Source organism: Flavobacterium pectinovorum (genome assembly GCF_006438875.1).
GTDB classification, from domain to species: Bacteria; Bacteroidota; Bacteroidia; order Flavobacteriales; family Flavobacteriaceae; genus Flavobacterium; species Flavobacterium pectinovorum_A.
Genome location: NZ_RCZH01000015.1, coordinates 40,331 through 59,576 on the forward strand (window position 1 = coordinate 40,331; position 19,246 = coordinate 59,576).

9 protein-coding genes are annotated in these 19,246 nt (G+C 35.0%); all 9 read right to left on the bottom strand.

The genetic code is table 11. From position 1 onward, the window contains the following. Positions 1-13: 13 nt before the first annotated feature. Positions 14-3,109, bottom strand: a complete 3,096-nt coding sequence (locus EAH81_RS19975; protein WP_140510501.1) for a SusC/RagA family TonB-linked outer membrane protein — start codon at positions 3,107-3,109, stop codon at positions 14-16. Between the two features lie 261 nt (positions 3,110-3,370). Further along, a complete protein-coding gene (locus EAH81_RS19980; RefSeq protein WP_140510504.1) occupies positions 3,371-6,031 on the bottom strand; it encodes a glycoside hydrolase family 3 protein in 2,661 nt (886 codons plus the stop codon). A 13-nt stretch (positions 6,032-6,044) separates the two neighbouring features. After that, the gene (locus EAH81_RS19985) at positions 6,045-8,291 is read right to left on the bottom strand and encodes a GH92 family glycosyl hydrolase (protein WP_140510506.1); all 2,247 of its coding nucleotides are present in this window, start codon (positions 8,289-8,291) and stop codon (positions 6,045-6,047) included. A 4-nt stretch (positions 8,292-8,295) separates the two neighbouring features. Continuing rightward, positions 8,296-9,780, bottom strand: coding sequence for an alpha-L-fucosidase (locus tag EAH81_RS19990; RefSeq protein ID WP_140510508.1), 1,485 nt, complete (start codon positions 9,778-9,780; stop codon positions 8,296-8,298). Between the two features lie 532 nt (positions 9,781-10,312). After that, a complete protein-coding gene (locus tag EAH81_RS19995; RefSeq protein WP_140510510.1) occupies positions 10,313-12,631 on the bottom strand; it encodes a family 20 glycosylhydrolase in 2,319 nt (772 codons plus the stop codon). A gap of 5 nt (positions 12,632-12,636) precedes the next feature. Continuing rightward, positions 12,637-15,783, bottom strand: coding sequence for a glycoside hydrolase family 2 TIM barrel-domain containing protein (locus EAH81_RS20000; protein ID WP_140510513.1), 3,147 nt, complete (start codon positions 15,781-15,783; stop codon positions 12,637-12,639). 296 nt (positions 15,784-16,079) lie between these two features. Further along, entirely contained in the window at positions 16,080-17,159 is a 1,080-nt protein-coding gene (locus EAH81_RS20005; RefSeq protein ID WP_140510515.1) for a putative glycoside hydrolase, read from the bottom strand. A gap of 6 nt (positions 17,160-17,165) precedes the next feature. Further along, complete coding sequence (locus EAH81_RS20010) at positions 17,166-18,236, bottom strand: carbohydrate-binding family 9-like protein (protein WP_140510517.1); 1,071 nt, start codon at positions 18,234-18,236, stop codon at positions 17,166-17,168. A 7-nt stretch (positions 18,237-18,243) separates the two neighbouring features. Continuing rightward, positions 18,244-19,209 (bottom strand): glycoside hydrolase family 130 protein, encoded by a 966-nt coding sequence (locus EAH81_RS20015; protein ID WP_140510519.1) that lies wholly within the window; start codon positions 19,207-19,209, stop codon positions 18,244-18,246. Between the last annotated feature and the right edge of the window lie 37 nt (positions 19,210-19,246).

Consider the following 19,246-nt stretch of genomic DNA (forward strand, 5'->3'; position numbering starts at 1 on the left):
TCTCTTTTTTTAATTAAAATCCAAATTTAACATTAACCCCATAATCTCTCGTTGAAGGAATGTTGAAAGATTCAATACCTTGCAAGTTTCCTGTACCAGCGCCTGCTTCTGGATCAAAATATTTAGCTTTGTTCATGAAGAAGAATAAATTTCTTCCTACCAATGAAAAGTCAATACTTGTAAAACCTGAATTGTATAACATGCGTTTTGGTAAAGAATAACCAAAAACAAGTTCTCTTAATCTAATGTTTGTAGCATCATAAACAAAAGGTTCTGCAATAGGTGTTCTTTGCCCGATTGCTGTCCAGTATTGTTCTGCATTAATACTTACAGTGTTTTGAGTATAAGTTCCGCCTGCACCTGCTACAACACCATCAACAACGATTCCGCCATCTCTTCCTGCCAAAGTTATATCACTAACTCCTAAACCAGCTTCTCTTGCCTGAGTGTATGAAATAACTTCACCACCAATTCTAAAATCAACAAGGAAACTTAAAGAGAAATCTTTGTATTTAAAGGTATTTTTCAAACCTGCAGTCCAATCCGGATTAAAGTTTCCGGCACGAACATCAAAGCTATTTGTTGCCAATGGAATACCTGCACTGTTTACAATAATTTTTCCTTCAGGAGATCTTTGGAAACCTTTAATATATAAATCTCCATATTCACCACCCTGAATTACTTTGCTTCTTACCAAACGTCCTTCACCAAGAACTAATTCTTCTCTTCCTCCATAAATAGATTTTACTTCAGATCTGTAAGTTGCAAAGTTAGCCGCTACATCCCAAGAAAAGAATTCTGTTTGAATTGGAGTTGCTGTAAGAACAACCTCGATACCTTTGTTTTGAATTTCTCCACCATTTACAACAGCTCTTGAAGTCGAAGAAGATTCTGGAGTATTGATGTAAAAAATCTGATCTTTTGTATTGGTTTGGAAATAAGTAACATCTAAACCTAAACGATTTTTAAGAAATCTAACTTCTCCACCAAATTCAACAGAACTTGACATCTCTGGTCTTAAATTAGGGTTTGCAGCTGTTGTTTGAGCATATAACATACCACCGTTACCACCAATATAGGATAATCTTGAACTTGTTTGATAAGGATCTGTATCATTACCTACTTTTGCATATGAAGCTCTTAATTTAGCAAAGCTAATAACTTCCGGAAGACTAAACATATCCGAAAGTACTCCTGAAAGACCTACAGAAGGATAAAAGAAAGATCTGTTTGCTGCCGGTAATGTAGAAGACCAGTCATTTCTAGCTGTTAAATCAAGGAACAAATAATTTCTAAAGCCAATTTGTGAAAAACCGTAAACAGAATTAATTCGTTTTTCTGAAGCTGCAGAAATGGATTGAATCGTTGATACATTTGATAGCGCAAAAAAGTTTCTTTTGCTTAAAACTCCTCCTGAATTTAATGAAGAACTATTTTGCTGCAATGCATTTGCACCGGCATTGATACCTACAGAGAAATCACCAAATTTTTCGTTATAAGAAAGTAAAGCATCTGTATTGAATTCGCTTACTGTTTCATAAGATTCGCTATAAGAACCAAGATTATTGTTAAAAGCCATTGTAGCATATCTATTTCTAACATTCTTGTTGGTCATTTGGTCTAAACCAGTTCTAACTTGTAAACTTATTGTTTTTGTAAAGTCATATTTAAGAGACGCAAGACCTATAAATCTGTTTCTTTTGTCTGTACGTGAATCATCGCGTAATGCAGACCAGTAAGGGTTTCCACCCGGAGAACCAGCTTCATCAATAAAATAGTTTTGTTGCAATTGACCAGCTGCATCTGTATATTCAAAGTTTTTGTACTCGTTGAATTTAATACTACGAGGCAATAAATAAGCCGATGTACCAATAGATTCTTCTCCTGTTCTTAATAAATTATCAATATCCTGAATGATATAATTTGTTTTTACATCCAAAGATAATTTATCCGAAACTTTACTTGTCAATCTTAAGTTAAGGTTGTGCCTGTCTAATTGATTTCCGCCAACAATACCTTCAGCTTTTGTATTAGTATAAGAAAAATAACCTTGTGCCTTTTCATTTCCTGCTGTAACAGTCAATGTATTGGCTAAATTATAACCTGTTTTATAGAAATCCATAACATTGTTTGGCTGCGGACTGTAATCTGTAGTTGCAGGTCCTGAATAGTTTGGATTACGAACAAGCTGCCATGCCGAAACTTGTCTTCCGTCTAATTTACCACCCCAGCTTGAAACCGAAGTTGGGTTGTAAGCTCCTTGCGTTCCCTGACCATATTCATTTTGAAAGTTGGTTAAATCATACGCTGTAGAAGCCATAAAATTAGAAGATAATGAAACCGACGTTTTTCCGGATTTACCTGATTTTGTAGTTATAACGATAACACCATTACTAGCTCTCGTTCCATAAAGTGCTGCTGCAGATGGTCCTTTAAGAACCGTCATCGACGCAATATCTTCAGGGTTGATGTTCGAAATACCATCTGGCTGTGTAGTTCCTCCTGTATCAATATCAGGATTTCCGGTTGTTGTTCCGTTACTAATTGGCACACCATCTACCACATACATTGGCTGGTTGTTACCTGTTAGAGATCGATTCCCTCTTAATGTAATTCTCGACGAACTTCCTACTCCATTTGATGTTGTAGAGAAGTTAAGACCTGCAACTTTACCTGAAAGTGAGTTGGCAACGTTTAGTGATCTTGCTTCTGAAAGCTCACCTACCGAAATGTTCTGAGCAGAATACGTAATAGCTTTCTTTTCTCTTTTAATACCAAGAGCGGTAACTACTACTTCACCTAACTGTTGTGTCGCTGCACCTAATGCAACATCAACAGTAGTTTGGGTTCCTACGGCTACCTCTTTTGGCGCAGAGCTCACGTAAGTAAAAACCAAAACTGAAGATTGGTTTGGAACCACAATAATGTACTTTCCATCAAAATCTGATGATGCACTTGTTCTTGTTCCTTTAACAACAACATTTGCGCCAGGGATTGGAATTCCGCTCACTGCATCTGTTATCGTTCCTTTTACCGTTGTTTGTGCTTCCAGATTTTGAAATCCGAATAAGCACAAAACAAACAGTAATTTTAGTACGTCTTTAATCATGTTTAGTTGTTTTTGAGTTAATAACATGTTAAACTTAAGCATACATTTTGTTAACAAAATATAATTTCGACAAATGACAATTTTCAAAAGGTGTAGGGAATACATTTATCTTTTAACATTACGAAAACGTTATAAATAGTAATCTTTATCTTATTTATTCCTAAAACTCATTTCGAATTAATCGAAGCATTTTATCCTTTTTTCAATAGAATTATTCTATTAAATTCTTAAACGTTAAACATTTCACTCAATTCAACCAAATTAGTTCAGAACTTTGAAATTTACTTTCAGTACATCAACTGAATTTCCTCCAACCATCACTTCAAAATCCCCAGGTTCTACAACTCTTTTCATTTCTCGGTTCCAAAGAGATAATTCGTCAGCTGTCAATTTAAATTCAACAGTTGCGGTTTCGCCTTTTTTGATATTTAATCTTTTAAATCCTTTTAAAGTTTTTTCCGGAGTCGTAACACTACTATATATATCGTGAACATATAATTGTACTACTTCATCGCCATCAACATTTCCTGTGTTTTTAACATCAACAGTAACTTTCAATTCGCCATCTGTTTTAATTTCTGCCGAATTAATTTTAAGATTTGAATATTCAAACTTCGTATAACTTAATCCGTAACCGAATGTATATAAAGGATGTTCGCTCTCTGCAACATATCTGTGAATCGCTGATGGTTTCTGGTTATAATATATAGGTAACTGCCCAACAGATTTTGGAACTGTAATTGGTAATCTTCCACCAGGGTTATAATCTCCAAATAAAACATCGGCTACAGCCTTTCCTCCTGACTCTCCAGGAAACCAGCCTTCAACAACTGCCGGAATATTTTCGCTGATCCAGTTTGTAGAAAGCGGACGACCGTTTAATAATACACAAACTACGGGAGTTCCTGTTTTTTGAATCGCTTCGATCAATTCCTGCTGCATTCCATGTAAGTCTAACGACGCAACATCTCTGTTTTCTTCAACCAATTCGTTTGATTCCCCTAAAACTACAATCGCAACATCGGCTTTTTTAGCAATGTCGATCGCAGGCTGAAAGTTTACTTTTTCTAAATTCCAACGCAAGTGCGCTCTGGCTCCCCAGCCGCCTTCCCACATTTCAATGCGGACTTTGTATTTTTTACCGGCTTCGATATTTTTTGGAGTTGTTACCATGCTTGTCGCACCTTTTGTCCAGTTGTCGATTACCAATTGATCATCAATCCACATTCTGATTCCGTCATCAGAACTTAATCCCAACCAACCGTCAAATGATTTATCTGATTTTATATAACCTGTCCAGCGAATCGAAAAATCATCATCAGTAACGCCATCGCCCGGAGACCAAGGCCAATCGAACTCTAATTGATTGTCGATACGGGTCAATGCCGGAGTTCCTTCTACTTTTCTATTATTAAAATATTCTCCTTTTAATCCGTTTTGAGATTCATCAGGAGTAAATAAATATTTCGACGGAATAATTTGTCCTTTTACAATTAATGGAACCCCTTCTTCATAAAGTACATTGGCATTTTTACCTAAAACTTGCTGAACGCCTTCTAAAACAGTTGTTCCTACTTTATTTTTAACCGCATATCCTCCTAATCTCGAAGCATTTGCATTTGGCCCAATCACAGCAATTGTTTTAATATCTTTTTTTAAGGGCAGAATATTGTTTTCATTTTTTAATAAAACAATAGATTTGTGTGCCGCTTCCAGAGCAACATCCTGATTTTCTTTGGTATGAAAACGCTCTTTAATCAGGTTTTTATCTGTGTATGGATTTTCAAATAATCCCAATAAAAATTTCAATCTTAAAACTCCTCCGGCAGCACGGTCAATTTGCTCCATTGTAAGTTTCTTTTCGTTTACCAATTCTATAATGCTGGTTTGCCAAAACTCATTTGTAAAATCATAAAACTGCATATCAACTCCCGCCGAAACAGCTTCTCTGATACTTTCTTTTGGAGAACTTGCTACATAATGTGTTACTTGCAAATATTTAATGGCACCTAAATCTGAAACTACAATTCCTTTAAAACCCCATTCTTTTCTTAAAACATCGGTTAATAACCAATGATTCGCTGCACAAGGAATTCCGTCTAGTTCAGAATACGCACACATGGTTCCCAATGCGCCGCCTTTTTTAAATGCTTTTTCAAATGATGGTAAAAAATCCTGACGAACTGAACGTTCTCCAACTAAAACCGGAGAAGAGTTTGCTCCACCTTCCGGAATACCGTGAACTGCAAAGTGTTTTGGTTCAGCAATAATAGAACGGTCAGATCTTAAATCATCGCCTTGCATTCCTTTAATCATTGCCGTCCCCATTTCGCCAATTAAATATACATCTTCACCAAAAGTTTCTGCAACTCTGCCCCAACGTGGTTCGCGACCAACATCAAGATTTGGACCCAATCCAAAATGAACTCCGTGCGCTCTGGCTTCGGTACCAATTACGCCGCCAACTTTATGCATTAAATTTGTGTCCCAGGTTGCACCCAGACCAATATTCATTGGGAAAGCCGTACTTCCATCATCCAGATAACCGTGAAGCATCTCACACATAATCAAAGCAGGAATTCCCCACTTGTTCTTTTTAATTACTTCGCTTTGAAGATCATTAATCATTTTCGCTGAACGCGGATAAATATCATGAATCGCTCCAATGCCCAGATTTCCAATTTTAGCATCTGATTTAGATTTAGAAAAATCTTCTTTTTCTTTAAAAAACTCACCTTTGTACATGTCCATTTGGCGTACTTTTTCTTCAAGGGTCATTCGGCTTAACAAGTCTTTTACCCGATCTTCAACCGGTGTTTTTGGATCTTGATACGGGTATTTTTTTTGGGCGTAGGCATGGTTAAAAAAACCTACAGCCATTACACAAATAATGGCTGTTTTTTTGATTTTAAGTTGTAACATAATTGTGTTGTTTTTAATTTTGAATCACTTTCAGCTTTGTTCCATTCACAAAATCTTCATGCGAAATAAAAAAGCTATTAAGTGATTTTCCGTCTATCTCAATCGAATTGATTTTTCCGTCATTATTTTCTTGTCTTTCAATTACAATGCTTTCTTTTTTATAATATCTTGGATCTAGTTTGATTGTTATTCTATGAAACATTGGCGTTGTAATGGTGTAAATTGGATCTCCCGGCGATATTGGATAAATTCCCATCATCGAATAAACCAACCAGGCAGACATTGTTCCGGTATCATCATTTCCCGGTAACCCTTTCGGTTTGTTTTGGAAATATTCCTGTACCAGTTTTTTAACCATTTCCTGACTTTTCCATTCTTGTCCTTTTACATAATTGAATAAATACGGATAAGCAATATCCGGCTCGTTTGCCATATCAAATTGTTTGAGATCAAAGACTTTTTGCAATTGCTCTGAGAAAACTTTATCGCCGCCCATTAATTTTATATATCCTCTCATATCGTGTGGCACCATAAAAGCATATTGCCAGGCATTGCCTTCAATAAAACCAACATTCGCCTGAAAATTAGATCCTGCTTCGGGATCAAAAGGTTCATACCATTTTCCGTTAGCTGTTCTTGGTCGAAGTAATTTTAAATCTTTATCATATAATTTTTGGTAGGATAAGGAACGTTTAGCAAAACGCTTATAATCATCCTTTTCACCCAACGCTTTCGCTAAAAGTGAAATGGCATAATCCGAAGTATTATATTCTAATGTTGTAGAAACCGGACCAGAATAATTGGTCGATAAATATCCTTTTTCGATATATTCTTTAAGTCCCGGACGCAACGGATTATCTTCTGTTTTATCAGCACCTTTTAGCATGGCATAATAGGCTCTGTAAATATCAAAATCCTGAATTCCTTTTAAGCAAGCGTCAACTATTACGATACTTGCGGGATCTCCTACCATGGTAAATGTTTCAGTCGAATTTAATTCCCATTTTGGCAGCCAGCCATTTTCATCATACATTTCCAACATGCTTTTTATCATATCAGATTGTTGTTTGGGATAAACCAAAGACGTTAACGGATGCATATTTCGATACGTATCCCACAACGAAAATACGGTATAACGTGTGCCATCGGTTTTACCAATTTTAGTTCTCTTAATTTCCGGATATTGTCCGTTAAAATCATTTAAAATATTTGGATGAATTAAAGTGTGATACAAAGCCGTATAAAAAATCGTTCTGTCATCATTTGAACCGCCTTCAACCATAATCTTCGAAAGTTCTTCATTCCATTCGTTATAGGTTTCTTTATAAACGTCATCAAAAGATTTCTTTCCGGTTTCTTTTTCTAAATTTTCACGGGCATTTTCGATACTTACGTACGAGATTCCAACTTTAACTTCTACTGTTTCCTGTTTCTCGAATTTATACGTAAAATAACTTCCAATACTATCGCCAACAACCGTTTTAATGGTATTTTCCATCATTCTGGTTTTTCCATTATATCCCATCCATTGCGCTTCGGTACCATTGTATTTTGCCGTTTTTTTCCAAACACCAAATTTGTTTGCAGGCTTAGAAAATTTCGCTACAAAATAAACGGGATAAGCATCTTCCGGACTATTATAACAAAATGAACCAACGCTTTTCATTCCTTCAATTTCTGTTGATGAAACGACTTTTATCATCGCTCCTTCTTCATTGGTTAATCCCAAACCAAGATTTAATAAAATATTCGATTGCCCTTTCGGGAAAGTGAATCTGCTTACGCCTACTCGCGTTGAAGCTGTAAATTCGCCTTTTACTTTATACTTGTCAATGTTTACGCTATAAAAAGCTGCTTTAGCAATTTCATTCGAATAATTTGAACCGTATTTTAAATGATCGATTTCTACTTTTCCTGTTGTAGGCATTAGTAAAATAACACCCAGTTCAGGACAACCAACTCCACTTAAATTAACCTGACTAAATCCGGTTAAAAAATTATTTTCATTTACGTAAGGATTCGACAACCATTGGCTGTCTTTTTCCATTGGCGTATTTTTTACCCCAGCAACATTAAACGGGCTAATACTCGCCATTCCGCGTGGTGCGATTGGGCCGGGAAAAGTAGCTCCAAAATTAGACGTACCAATAAACGGATTTACATAATCCACCGGACTCTGTTGTGCAAAAATGCTTATGCTAAAAAACAGCATGCAAAAAATACATGCTGTTTTGTGTGATTTTTTTTTTATCGAAAACATATTTCTATTTGTTAATAGCTTCAATTTTTAAAGTCCATGCTTCTTTTGCAGGTAAGTTATTTCTAAGGCTTTCCGGAATTACAACTTTAAATCCTTGTGCTTCTTTTGTCCATTTAAGTGCCGTTTTTGAACCCAACATCGTGATTTTTGTTCCTTTTTTAGGGCTGATAGATTTCACTGTAACCGTTGCAGGAATTTTATCTTCTCCGTCTTTTGCTAAATAAAATGCAAATACATTTCCGGCATTATTTTGAGTAAAACAAATGTTCTCTTCTTTAAAAGGAGCAATTGGTTTTGTATCATAAATTGCTGTACTATTTATTTTCATCCAATCTGCGTAAGCTGATAATAAATCGTAAGCTCCTTTTTGCCATTCTCCTTCCGGACTTGGTGCAATATTCAACAACAAGTTTCCGCCTTTTGCAACCACATCAACAAGCATATGAATACCTTGTCTTCCGGTTAAATAAGTAGCATCCGGAGTATATGACCAGCCGCCGCCAGATGTAATACAAGATTCCCAAGGATAAGGCAATGTTTTTTCAGGAACTCTGTTTTCAGGAGTTAAATAGTTTTGGTTTTTTCCGTGAACCGCTCTATCAACTACAATTAATCCCGGTTGTTTTTGACGTGCTTTGATTACCAATTCGTCCATTTTAGGATCTTGCTCTACTACTCTGTGCTTGATGAAACCGTTTTTAGATTCGTTTTCTGCAAATTTCTCTTCGTAATTTTCTTTGATATTTTGTTGGTCTCTTTTTCTAACCCATCCACCATCAAGCCATAAAATATCAACTTTACCATAATTGGTCAGAATTTCTAAAATTTGGTTGTGTGTAAAATCAACATATTTTTGCCATTTTTCAGGATATAAAGTCGGATCGTAATTTACGTTTCTGTCGAAAGGCGGAAAATAAGGATCCCAGTAATTTTCGTTATGCCAGTCTGGTTTAGAAAAATATGCTCCGGTTGAAATATTCTCAGCTCTAAAAGCATTAAAAACTTCTTTCAAAATATCTGCTTTCGGATTTGTACTAAAAGGACAATCCTTATCAGTCACTTTATAATCAGAATATTTAGTGTCGTACATATTAAATCCGTCATGATGTTTTGTAGTGAAAACCATGTATTTCATTCCGGCTGCTTTTGCTGCTTTTGCCCATTTTACCGGATCAAATTTGGTTGGATTGAATGATTTTTTTAAGCCCTCATACTCTTTTACATATTCATTATAATTGCCTGAGTTGCTTCCTTTTTTACGCTCACACCATCCATAATCTTCCGGACAAATAGACCATGATTCTACAATTCCCCATTGGCTGTAAGTTCCCCAGTGCATTAACAATCCAAACTTTTTGCCTTGCCATTGCTCTAAATTTTTCAACACTAACGGATCCGTTTCCGGTACATAGCGCTCATCTTCATAAATGGCCTGCGAAAACATTTGAACGGAAAATAATAATGCGATTATAAATATTCCTCTTTTCATCTTTATTCTATTTTATGGTTTTGTTTTTTGTTTTTTGTTTTGTCTTTATTTTTAAACACATAGCAACATAGCTTTTTGGAATGCAAAAGGCGTTTCACTTTGCATTAACACATCCAGATAGCTATCGGGACTATGTGTAAAAAACTAGTTTTTTTTTAAAATCTCTTTTTTATACACTTCAACAAATAAATCTATGTTTCTATGTGTTTAAATTTTATGCGTAATCTAACTTTCTTTAATTTATTCTCATTTTTGTCATTTCGACGAAGGAGAAATCTTCGTAAGAAACTCCTCAACGAAAACCCAATCTTTGTCGAGTTTCTTGGGGAGATCCCTCGTTCCTCGGGATGACAATATTGGGGCTACTTTGAGCGTAAAGCTTTGTCAAAGTTTTAACCACGTTAATTAACCAACATAGCTATGTGTTAAAAATTAGTTTTTTTTTAAATCTCTTTTTATACACTTCAACAAATAAATCTATGTTTCTATATGTTTAAATTTTATGCGTAATTCAACTTTGTCTACTTTATTCTCAATTCACTAAAATTTCATCCACGAATAACCATGAACTTTCTCCTTTAGGACTTTTCTTTAAGTTAACCGCTATTACTTTTATGTAACGTACATTTTGTTTCTGAAAATTAATTTTGAAATCCTTCAATTCCGGAATTGGGTTTACAGCATAAGGTCTTGATAGCTTTCCAACTTGTTTGTATGTAATTCCGTCTGTCGAAACCAATACTTTGACTTCTACAGGAAAATTAACTCCGGCGCCCTGACTTTCAAGAGTTCCAACACTTACGTGCTCAATATTTTCCAATTTTTCAAGATCAATGACAAGTTCCATATCATTAACAATCCAGGCTTGCCATTGTCCGTCATGGAAATTTTTACTTCCTCTGATACTGTTTATCATGGTATTGGCATCTCCTTTGTAATTTTCATTAAATGGAGTTAGATATTTAACTTTGTGAGCAAATGCTTTATGAAAAATAATGGTATCCGTAAATGTTTTTCCAACTGGTTTTTCATCTTGAAACAGAGAAGCTTTTAAGATAGTAGTTTCTCTAAATTCAATTGGATTAATATATTTTACAGCATTATGATCGATGTTTTTATCGCCCAAAACATATCGAATATCCGGATTTGGAAATTCATTTTTCAACTCAACTTTGATTTGCTTATTGGCTAAATCAGCTGTAGAAGAAGCGGTTACCAAATAAGCACTTTTCGCATAATTGATTCCTAAATAATCATAACGCTTTAATAATGTAAACAATCTTGTTGTGAAATCATTCCAGTTACGGCTTTCTTTTGAGCTCCATAAAGTTTCTGATAATGCCGCCAATCTTGGAAAAATCATATATTCAGAATCTTTTGGTAATGCTAAATGTTCTGCCCATAAATTGGCTTGACCACCTAAAACATGTGCCGCTTCCTGAGGCGTCATAGTAGAAACTACAGGATCAAATTTGTACACTTCATTTAACGGATTGTAAGCATCAAAGGCTAATGGTTCTTCGTTTTGAGGGCCTTGATAAAAATTAAAATAACAAGGCGATTCCGGAGTCATAATGACATCATGCCCCTGATCTGCTGCTTCAATACCGCCTTTTGTTCCTCTCCAACTCATTACAGTTGCTTCCGGAGCTAAGCCTCCTTCTAATATTTCATCCCAGCCAATTACTTTTTTGCCTTTAGAATTGATGTATTTTTCGATTCGTTTTACAAAATAACTTTGCAATTCGGCTGTGTTTTTTAACCCCAGATCTTTGATTCTTTTTTGGCAATACGGACATTTCTCCCAATTGGTTTTCGTAGCTTCATCTCCTCCAATATGAATATATTTAGAAGGAAAAATAGCCATTACTTCGTCTAATACATTCTCTAAAAATGTGAATGTCGTTTCTTTTCCTGCACAATAAATATCCGTTATTGGCCATAATCCGCCTGACGGAACACCAATACGCTGATCAAAACAAGCCAATTCAGGATACGATGCAATTGCAGAACTTACGTGTGCCGGCATTTCGATTTCCGGAATTACTTCGATGTTTTTGCTTGCTGCGTATTTTACAATTTCTTTTAATTCTTCCTGAGTCAAAAATCCGCCGTAAGTTCCTTTTTCATCCGGATTTGTGGTTAATCTTGCATTCCACGAAACGTTTTCCTGATCGACTCTCCAGGCTCCAACTTCGGTTAATTTTGGATATTTTTTAATTTCGATTCTCCAGCCCTGATCATCCACCAAATGCAAATGCAAAACGTTCATTTTGTGCATCGCCAAACGATCGATTGTAGCCAGAATATAATTTTTATCGAAAAAATGACGCGATAAATCCAACATCAAACCTCTCCATTTAAAACGCGGTTCATCCGTAATCGTTACGTTCGGAATTTGCCATTTTGCAGATGTTATCGCATATTTACTTTCGATCACAACCGGAAGTAATTGTCTGATGGTTTCTAATCCGTAAATAAAACCTGCATTTCCGTTTGCTGTAACGGTGATCGTATTATTGTTTACTTCTAATTTGTAGGCTTCTTTATGGAATGTTGCATCAATTTTAAATTGAACAAAATTTGCTGAAGGTGCTTTTAATCCCAAAACCGGACGAAAACCTGCAGCAGCTTCAAACTTGCTGATTAACGCATTCGAAATCTCTTTTTGAAAATCAGTATTGGCGACAAAAACGGTATTTTTAGAAAACTCAAAAGTTCCGGGCTGAATCAGCAATTGATTCGGTTTCGGAATAATTTGAATGTCTTTCTCAGTAAAAACTTTTTGGCTATAACCCGAACTTAAAACAGCAAAGAAGATTAAGACGAATATGGGTTTTAATGATCTCATAATTATTATTTAAAAGATGGTGTTATTTTAAATTGATACTGATAATTTTTGTCTCTCAAAAGATATTTTTCCATTGGCCAGGCTTGCCAACTGTCGATTCCGCCAACTCCCATTTGTTTAGAATCGATTTTTAAACTTGTTAAATCTCTTTCTTTCAATTCAGCGGCATGTCTTTGGTCTTTCTGCAAACCATCGTCTAAATCTTCATTTAAAAAATGTAAAGCTGTAATCGCTAATAAATTATCTGATGTTACCATTAATTTTAATTTATCGCTAACTAATTCTAAAAAGCGAACATCTGTTTTATTTCCTGTTTCCTGCGGACGGATGTATGGATAATATTGTTCTGAAACCGTTTGCGTGTAAAGACCAACTTGCGAACTGTAATTTCTGTCAATGTAATTTTCGTGTGGACCTCTTCCGTAATAGGTCATATTGCTAAAATCTTTCTGAAGGATAATTTCCATTCCAAATCTTGGTAAAATAGGCTGTTCTTTGGTTTTATCAAGATTTAATTCTTCTTTAACCGTTAATTCTCCGTTGCTGTTAAACTCATAATTCAGTTCTAATGTCGACGAAACCTGAGGTAAATTGTACGTTGCTTTTACTTCTATTTTATTATCTTTTGTAGCAGTGTAACTCCAATTTATAAGTATTGGATTTTCTGTTGCTTCTTTCCATGCCACTAAATTTTTCTGAAAATTAGCTCCAAAATCATTATCGTTTGGTGCTCTCCAAAGATTCGGACGCAATTGATAACCTTCTTTTATTATTGGAAAATTATTGAAGGAATATCCACTAATAAATCCTGTTTTTTTATCGAAAGTAATTTCGGCTTTATCACTTTTAAAAACCGTGCTGTTTACTTTTTTGTCTACAGAAATTTTTGATGCACCTTCGATCTTAATATCATTTTTCCAGGTTCCTTTGTATGCCAATTGTTCTGTGGCAATTTCGAAACCTTTTGGTAAAAACGGCTCGTCTTGTTTTAGCTGATAACTTATATTTATAAAAGCTTCCTGAAACTTTTTATCGCCTAATTTAATTGGTAAAGTATATGTTTTAGACTGCTTTGAATCTATTGCCAGATAATCAATAACTCCCGTGTCTTGTGCAACTCCGTCCAGAATTAGTTTCCAATGCAAGGTCACATTACTTAAATCTTTAAACGAAAATTCGTTGTAAACTTTAATCGTTGCCGTTTCCTGATTTTCCCATGAAGTTAAAATGTTTTGCATCACATTTTTTACTTCAAAAGCATGCGGATTTGGTTTTCTCTCTACCGTAAATACACCATTATTTACAAAATTATTATCACTTCTCACGTCTTTTGGTCCAAAATCTCCTCCGTAAGCCAAAATGCGTGTTCCGTCCGGAAGTGTTTTATATACCGACTGATCAATCATATCCCAAATAAATCCTCCCTGAAAGTTTGGATGTTTACGATATACATCCCAATAATCTTTAAAATTTCCCATCGAATTCCCCATTGCATGCGCATATTCACACTGAATATAAGGTCTTGACGGATTTGGGTTTGCGAGAATATATTCTTCCATTTTGTTTGGAGAACTGTACATTGGATCGATAATATCTGAATCCCATTCGAATTTTAAATCCTTTCCGTCCCAGCCGCCTGCGGTGGCTCTTTCGTACTGAATTGGTCTTGATTTATCGCGGTTTTTAATCCACAAATATCCTCTGTAAAAGTTATATCCATTTCCGGCTTCGTTCCCCATACTCCAGATAATAATCGAAGTATGATTTTTATCTCTTTCAATCATACGCTGCATACGCTGAATGTGTGCCAACTCCCAATCTGGTTTATTCCCCAGCGTTTTGGTAATATCATATCCCATTCCGTGCGATTCTATATTAGCTTCATCGACAACATAAATTCCGTATTTATCGCATAATTCATAAAAATATTCATCGTTTGGATAATGCGACATTCTCACCGCATTGATATTAAATTGTTTCATGATTTTAATATCTTCTTCCATGCGTTCTCTTGAAATCGTTTGTCCCGTTACCGGATCGACTTCATGACGGTTTACTCCTTTTATGTAAATCGCCTTTCCGTTTACTAAAAGTTGCCCGCCTTTAATTTCTACTTTTCTAAAACCAACATTTTGATTGATTACTTCAATTACAGTTCCTTTTTTATCTTTTAAAATAAAACTTATTTGATACAAATTCGGAATTTCAGCACTCCATTTCTTCGGATTATTTGCAGCAAAATCAAAACTCAATTTTTTAGTTTCTGATGATAAAGCTACTTTTTTAGAATCGATAATTTTTCCGTCGTCTTTCAGTTGAACTTCAAAACTATAACTGTCATTTTTATTTAAATCAGAAAATTCCGTTGAGATTTTTAAACTTCCATTTATATAAGAAGCATCAAGATCCGGAACGATTTCATAATCTTTTAAACGCGCTTTATTTCTGGCAACCAAATACGAATCACGAGTAATTCCGCTCATTCTCCACATATCCTGACATTCTAAATACGAACCGTCATTCCATTTCATAACTTGCAAAACGATGGTGTTTTTACCCATTTTTACATATTTATTTAAGTTGAATTCAGAAGGTAATTTTCCATCTTCACCATAACCCACATAAACGCCATTTACCCAAACGGTAAGATTTGATTTTGCAGTTCCAATATGCAGAAAAATATCTTTTCCTTCCCACGATTTATCAATTGTAATTTCTCTTCTGTAAACTCCCGTTGGATTGTATTTTACAGGCACAAACGGTGGATTTGGCGCCATCAGATAATCAAAATCATAAGTTGTGTTTACATAAACCGGATATCCGTAACCATTTACATCCCAACTTGCCGGAATTCTAAAATTATCCCACGATTTATCATCAAAATTGGTTTTTTCAAAATCTTTTGGAAGCGCGCCTGGACTGTCAACATATTTAAATTTCCAGGCTCCGTTAATATCCAGATAATTTTTTGATTGTCTCCATTCGTTTTTGGCTGCCAATGCTTCATTTTCAAAAACATAATAAGCAGCGTGCATCGGCTCTCTATTATCTTCATTGATTTTTTCATTTTGCCAAAACGGAACTTTTTCCTGAGCATTTATAGTTACTACAGAAACAATTAATAATGATAATATGGATATTGTTTTTTTCATTCTTTATTTTTTTATTCTTGCCTTTTTATTCTGAATAGATAGATTCTGTGTAGATCTCCAAATTCGAGCTATGTGGTGAACATTTTTTCACGCAGATTGAGCAGATTTTCTTTTTTAATCTTTTTAATCCTTTAATCATTGGCTTTGATTTATGAACACATAGAAACATAGATTTTAAAGATAAAAAAAAGACGTTTAAATCATATTAATTCACAGAGCAATGTGAAAATTGTGTCCAAAATTTTAATCTTGTGAGAGAAAAAAAATCTATGTTTCTATGTGTTAAAAATAATCTGTTACTTTAAACTGGCTTTTGTTTCTTTGATGGTTTTCAAATTACTTTCGGTCAATGCATTTCCGTCGAAGAAAGAAACACCAACTGCACCGTTTTCTTTCGCAAGTAAAATAGCTTCTTTTAGTTCTTTGTCATTTTTCAATCCCGGAATATAAATTCCTGTATTGATTTTCGTTTTTTTATCTTCAAGATCAGCAACACCTTGTTTTGTAGCATATCCAACCCAGTCAATTTCTTCATCATAAAAACTATGATAAATCATTGGATAAACTTCATCAATATTCCATTTATCCCAACGTTGGCGCACCATATGATCAGCCATTTCAGGATAAGGAAATACGGCTGCAGTTAATTTTTTATTGTGTTGGTGTACAATTTTGTAAGCATCATTTACGACAGCCTGAATCGCATTTAATCTGAAATTTTTCCACTCCATATCGATCGAAGTATTATGGCTGTTTTTTGGATTTTTGTGATGGATTTTTTCGAATGCTTTGATACATTCATCACAATAACAGAAATCGAATTGAGGCAATTCTGTATCCTGAACCAAATTGTATTTTGGCAGTAAACTAATTGGTAAAAAGATGTCCGGAAAACGTATATAATCTAAGTGAATGCTTTCGATTCCGTCTATTTTTGCCAGTTCTTCAACCAGATGTAAAATGTGTTCTCTTGATTCTTTTCTGGTTGGGCATAACCATTGGTAATAATCTACATAAGGGCGGTTATCAAAACATGATTTTCCTTCTTTGCTAACCATGTACCAATCCGGATGTTGCAATGCAATTGAATCATCCGGTCTGTTCATCGCCATGATCCAGGCATGTACTTTCAAGCCTTCTTTTGTGGCAAGAGGCACTAATCTTTTCAAGAGTTTTGGATCTGTTTTAGTATTGATTAATACTTCATCGATGCCGCCATCTTTATATTTTTTGAATTCTTTTGAGTAATCTGCGTCTGATTTTTTGGCATCTGCGGTTGTCCAGACTCCAAATTTAAAAGTGGTTTGTTCTTCTTTTTTGGCACAAGAAAAAATACTAAATGCCAATAAAAAAAAGAATAGTTTTGGTAGTTTCATAGTGGTTTATTTTTGTATTATTTTACCATCTTGTCTGATAATAAAGGTTTGATTAGAAAATGGACTTTTAACTCTAATGTTGTATCCTGTTGTATGATTTTCTAAGAATGGTTTTAATATTTTACCGTCGACACTAATTGGTTCTTTTGTGAGATCAGTTATTGATTTTGCCCAACTTTTATTTTTCTCCTCGTATTCTTTTTGAAATCTGTACAAATTATAAAGTTCCCATTTAACTTTCTCGTCTTGCGGAATCGTAAAGTTGTCTTTTCCTTCTTTGGAAGAAAAATAAACATATCCCCATTTTTCCGGTTCGTGCATATTGATGACTCCCATTGGTGACCAAACCCAATTGTATTCTGGCAGAAATTTTCCATCAGAATCTTTCTTACGTTCGTATTTGCCGTCAACAAGAGAATGTTGCCAATTTACTCTGGAAAAATTGACTCTCCAGAATTTATCTACTGGAACATTTTTGTCAAAATAAGATGTTTTGTAAGATGCCCACGGAATTGCCATTTCCAGAACCCAACCCTGATCAATATCGTTTGGATTATTTAATGTTCCGTTGATTTTTACTGCCGATTTTAATCCCGGAATATTCCAATCGTTCAAAACAACATTGTCATTTTCTCGGTAAGGTTTTGATAAAAATAGATCCCAAGCAGTGTTCAAGGCGTTTATTTCTAATTCATAATAGTTAAAAGTGTCGCTGTCGGGATCTATAAAAACTTCAAAATCGTTATTGTAAAAAATAATGGTATCACGTTGTTTCAAATTTGCCCAAACATGTGGTTCTTCAATTTTCGCTAAAATGTAAAAATTGGTTTCATCCCAAAGCATTTTAACCTTTGTTGCATATTTTGGTTTTACATTATTTTCTATGTCTTCAAAAAGTTCTGTCCATTCGACTTTGTTCCATGAGGGATCATTTTCTTCTCCATCAATTACAACTGGAACCATTGTTTTTGACGCCACATAAGTTTTAGGAATAATGGTCTTTTTCTTCGATTGTGAAAAACCCACAACCGAAAGAAAACTTAGAACCATCGTAAAACATTGAAATTTTAAACGCATATTTTTTCTATAAACTATTATCTTTTGTAAACTGAATTACCTCACTTAATTTACCAAATGCAATGGCAACAACTGTATCTGCAGCACCATAATATACCGCCAGTTTATCCTCTTTTTCATCGTGTAAAGCAGCGCATGGGAAAACCACATTTGGCACATCTCCAACCATTTCATAAAGTTCTGCAGGTCCTAATAAATAAGGTTGTGTTCTGTATTTTACTTTATCCGGCGAGTCAACATCAAGAAGTGCTGATCCCATTGCATAACGAAAACCGTTGCAGGTATTAATTACACCGTGATAAATCATTAACCAGCCTTCTTCAGTAAGAATCGGGATTGGTCCCGCTCCTACTTTGGTACATTGCCAGGCGCTGTCTTCAAAAGGCGTTGGTTTCATTACTAAACGGTGTTCTCCCCAATATTTCATATCCGGACTATAACTAATCCAGATGTCTCCAAAAGGCGTATGTCCGTTATCACTTGGGCGGCTTAACATGGCATATTTTCCGTTTATTTTTTGTGGAAATAAAACACCATTTCTGTTAAAAGGCAAAAAGGCATTTTCGCATTGAAAGAATTCTTTAAAATCAAAAGTATATCCAATACCAATTGTGGGTCCGTTGTAACCGTTACACCAAGTAATCCAGTAACGATCTTCGATAAATACCACACGCGGATCGTATTTATATGCCGATTCGATCATGTCTGTATTTCCTGCCTGCATTACAATTGGTTCGTGGTTGATATCCCAATCTATTCCGTTTTTACTAAAACCGGCAAAAATATTCATTTGAACCGCTTTGTTATCACATCTGAAAACTCCCGCAAAACCATCTCCAAAAGGAACTACAGCACTATTAAAAATACTGTTTGATGATGGAATCGCATATCTGTTGATAATTGGATTTTCAGAATATCTCCACATTACGTCGTTACTGTTTTCTGGTCTGTCTTGCCAAGGAATACTGCTCATTATTATTTTGTTTTTTTGTTTTTTGTTTTTGTCTTTT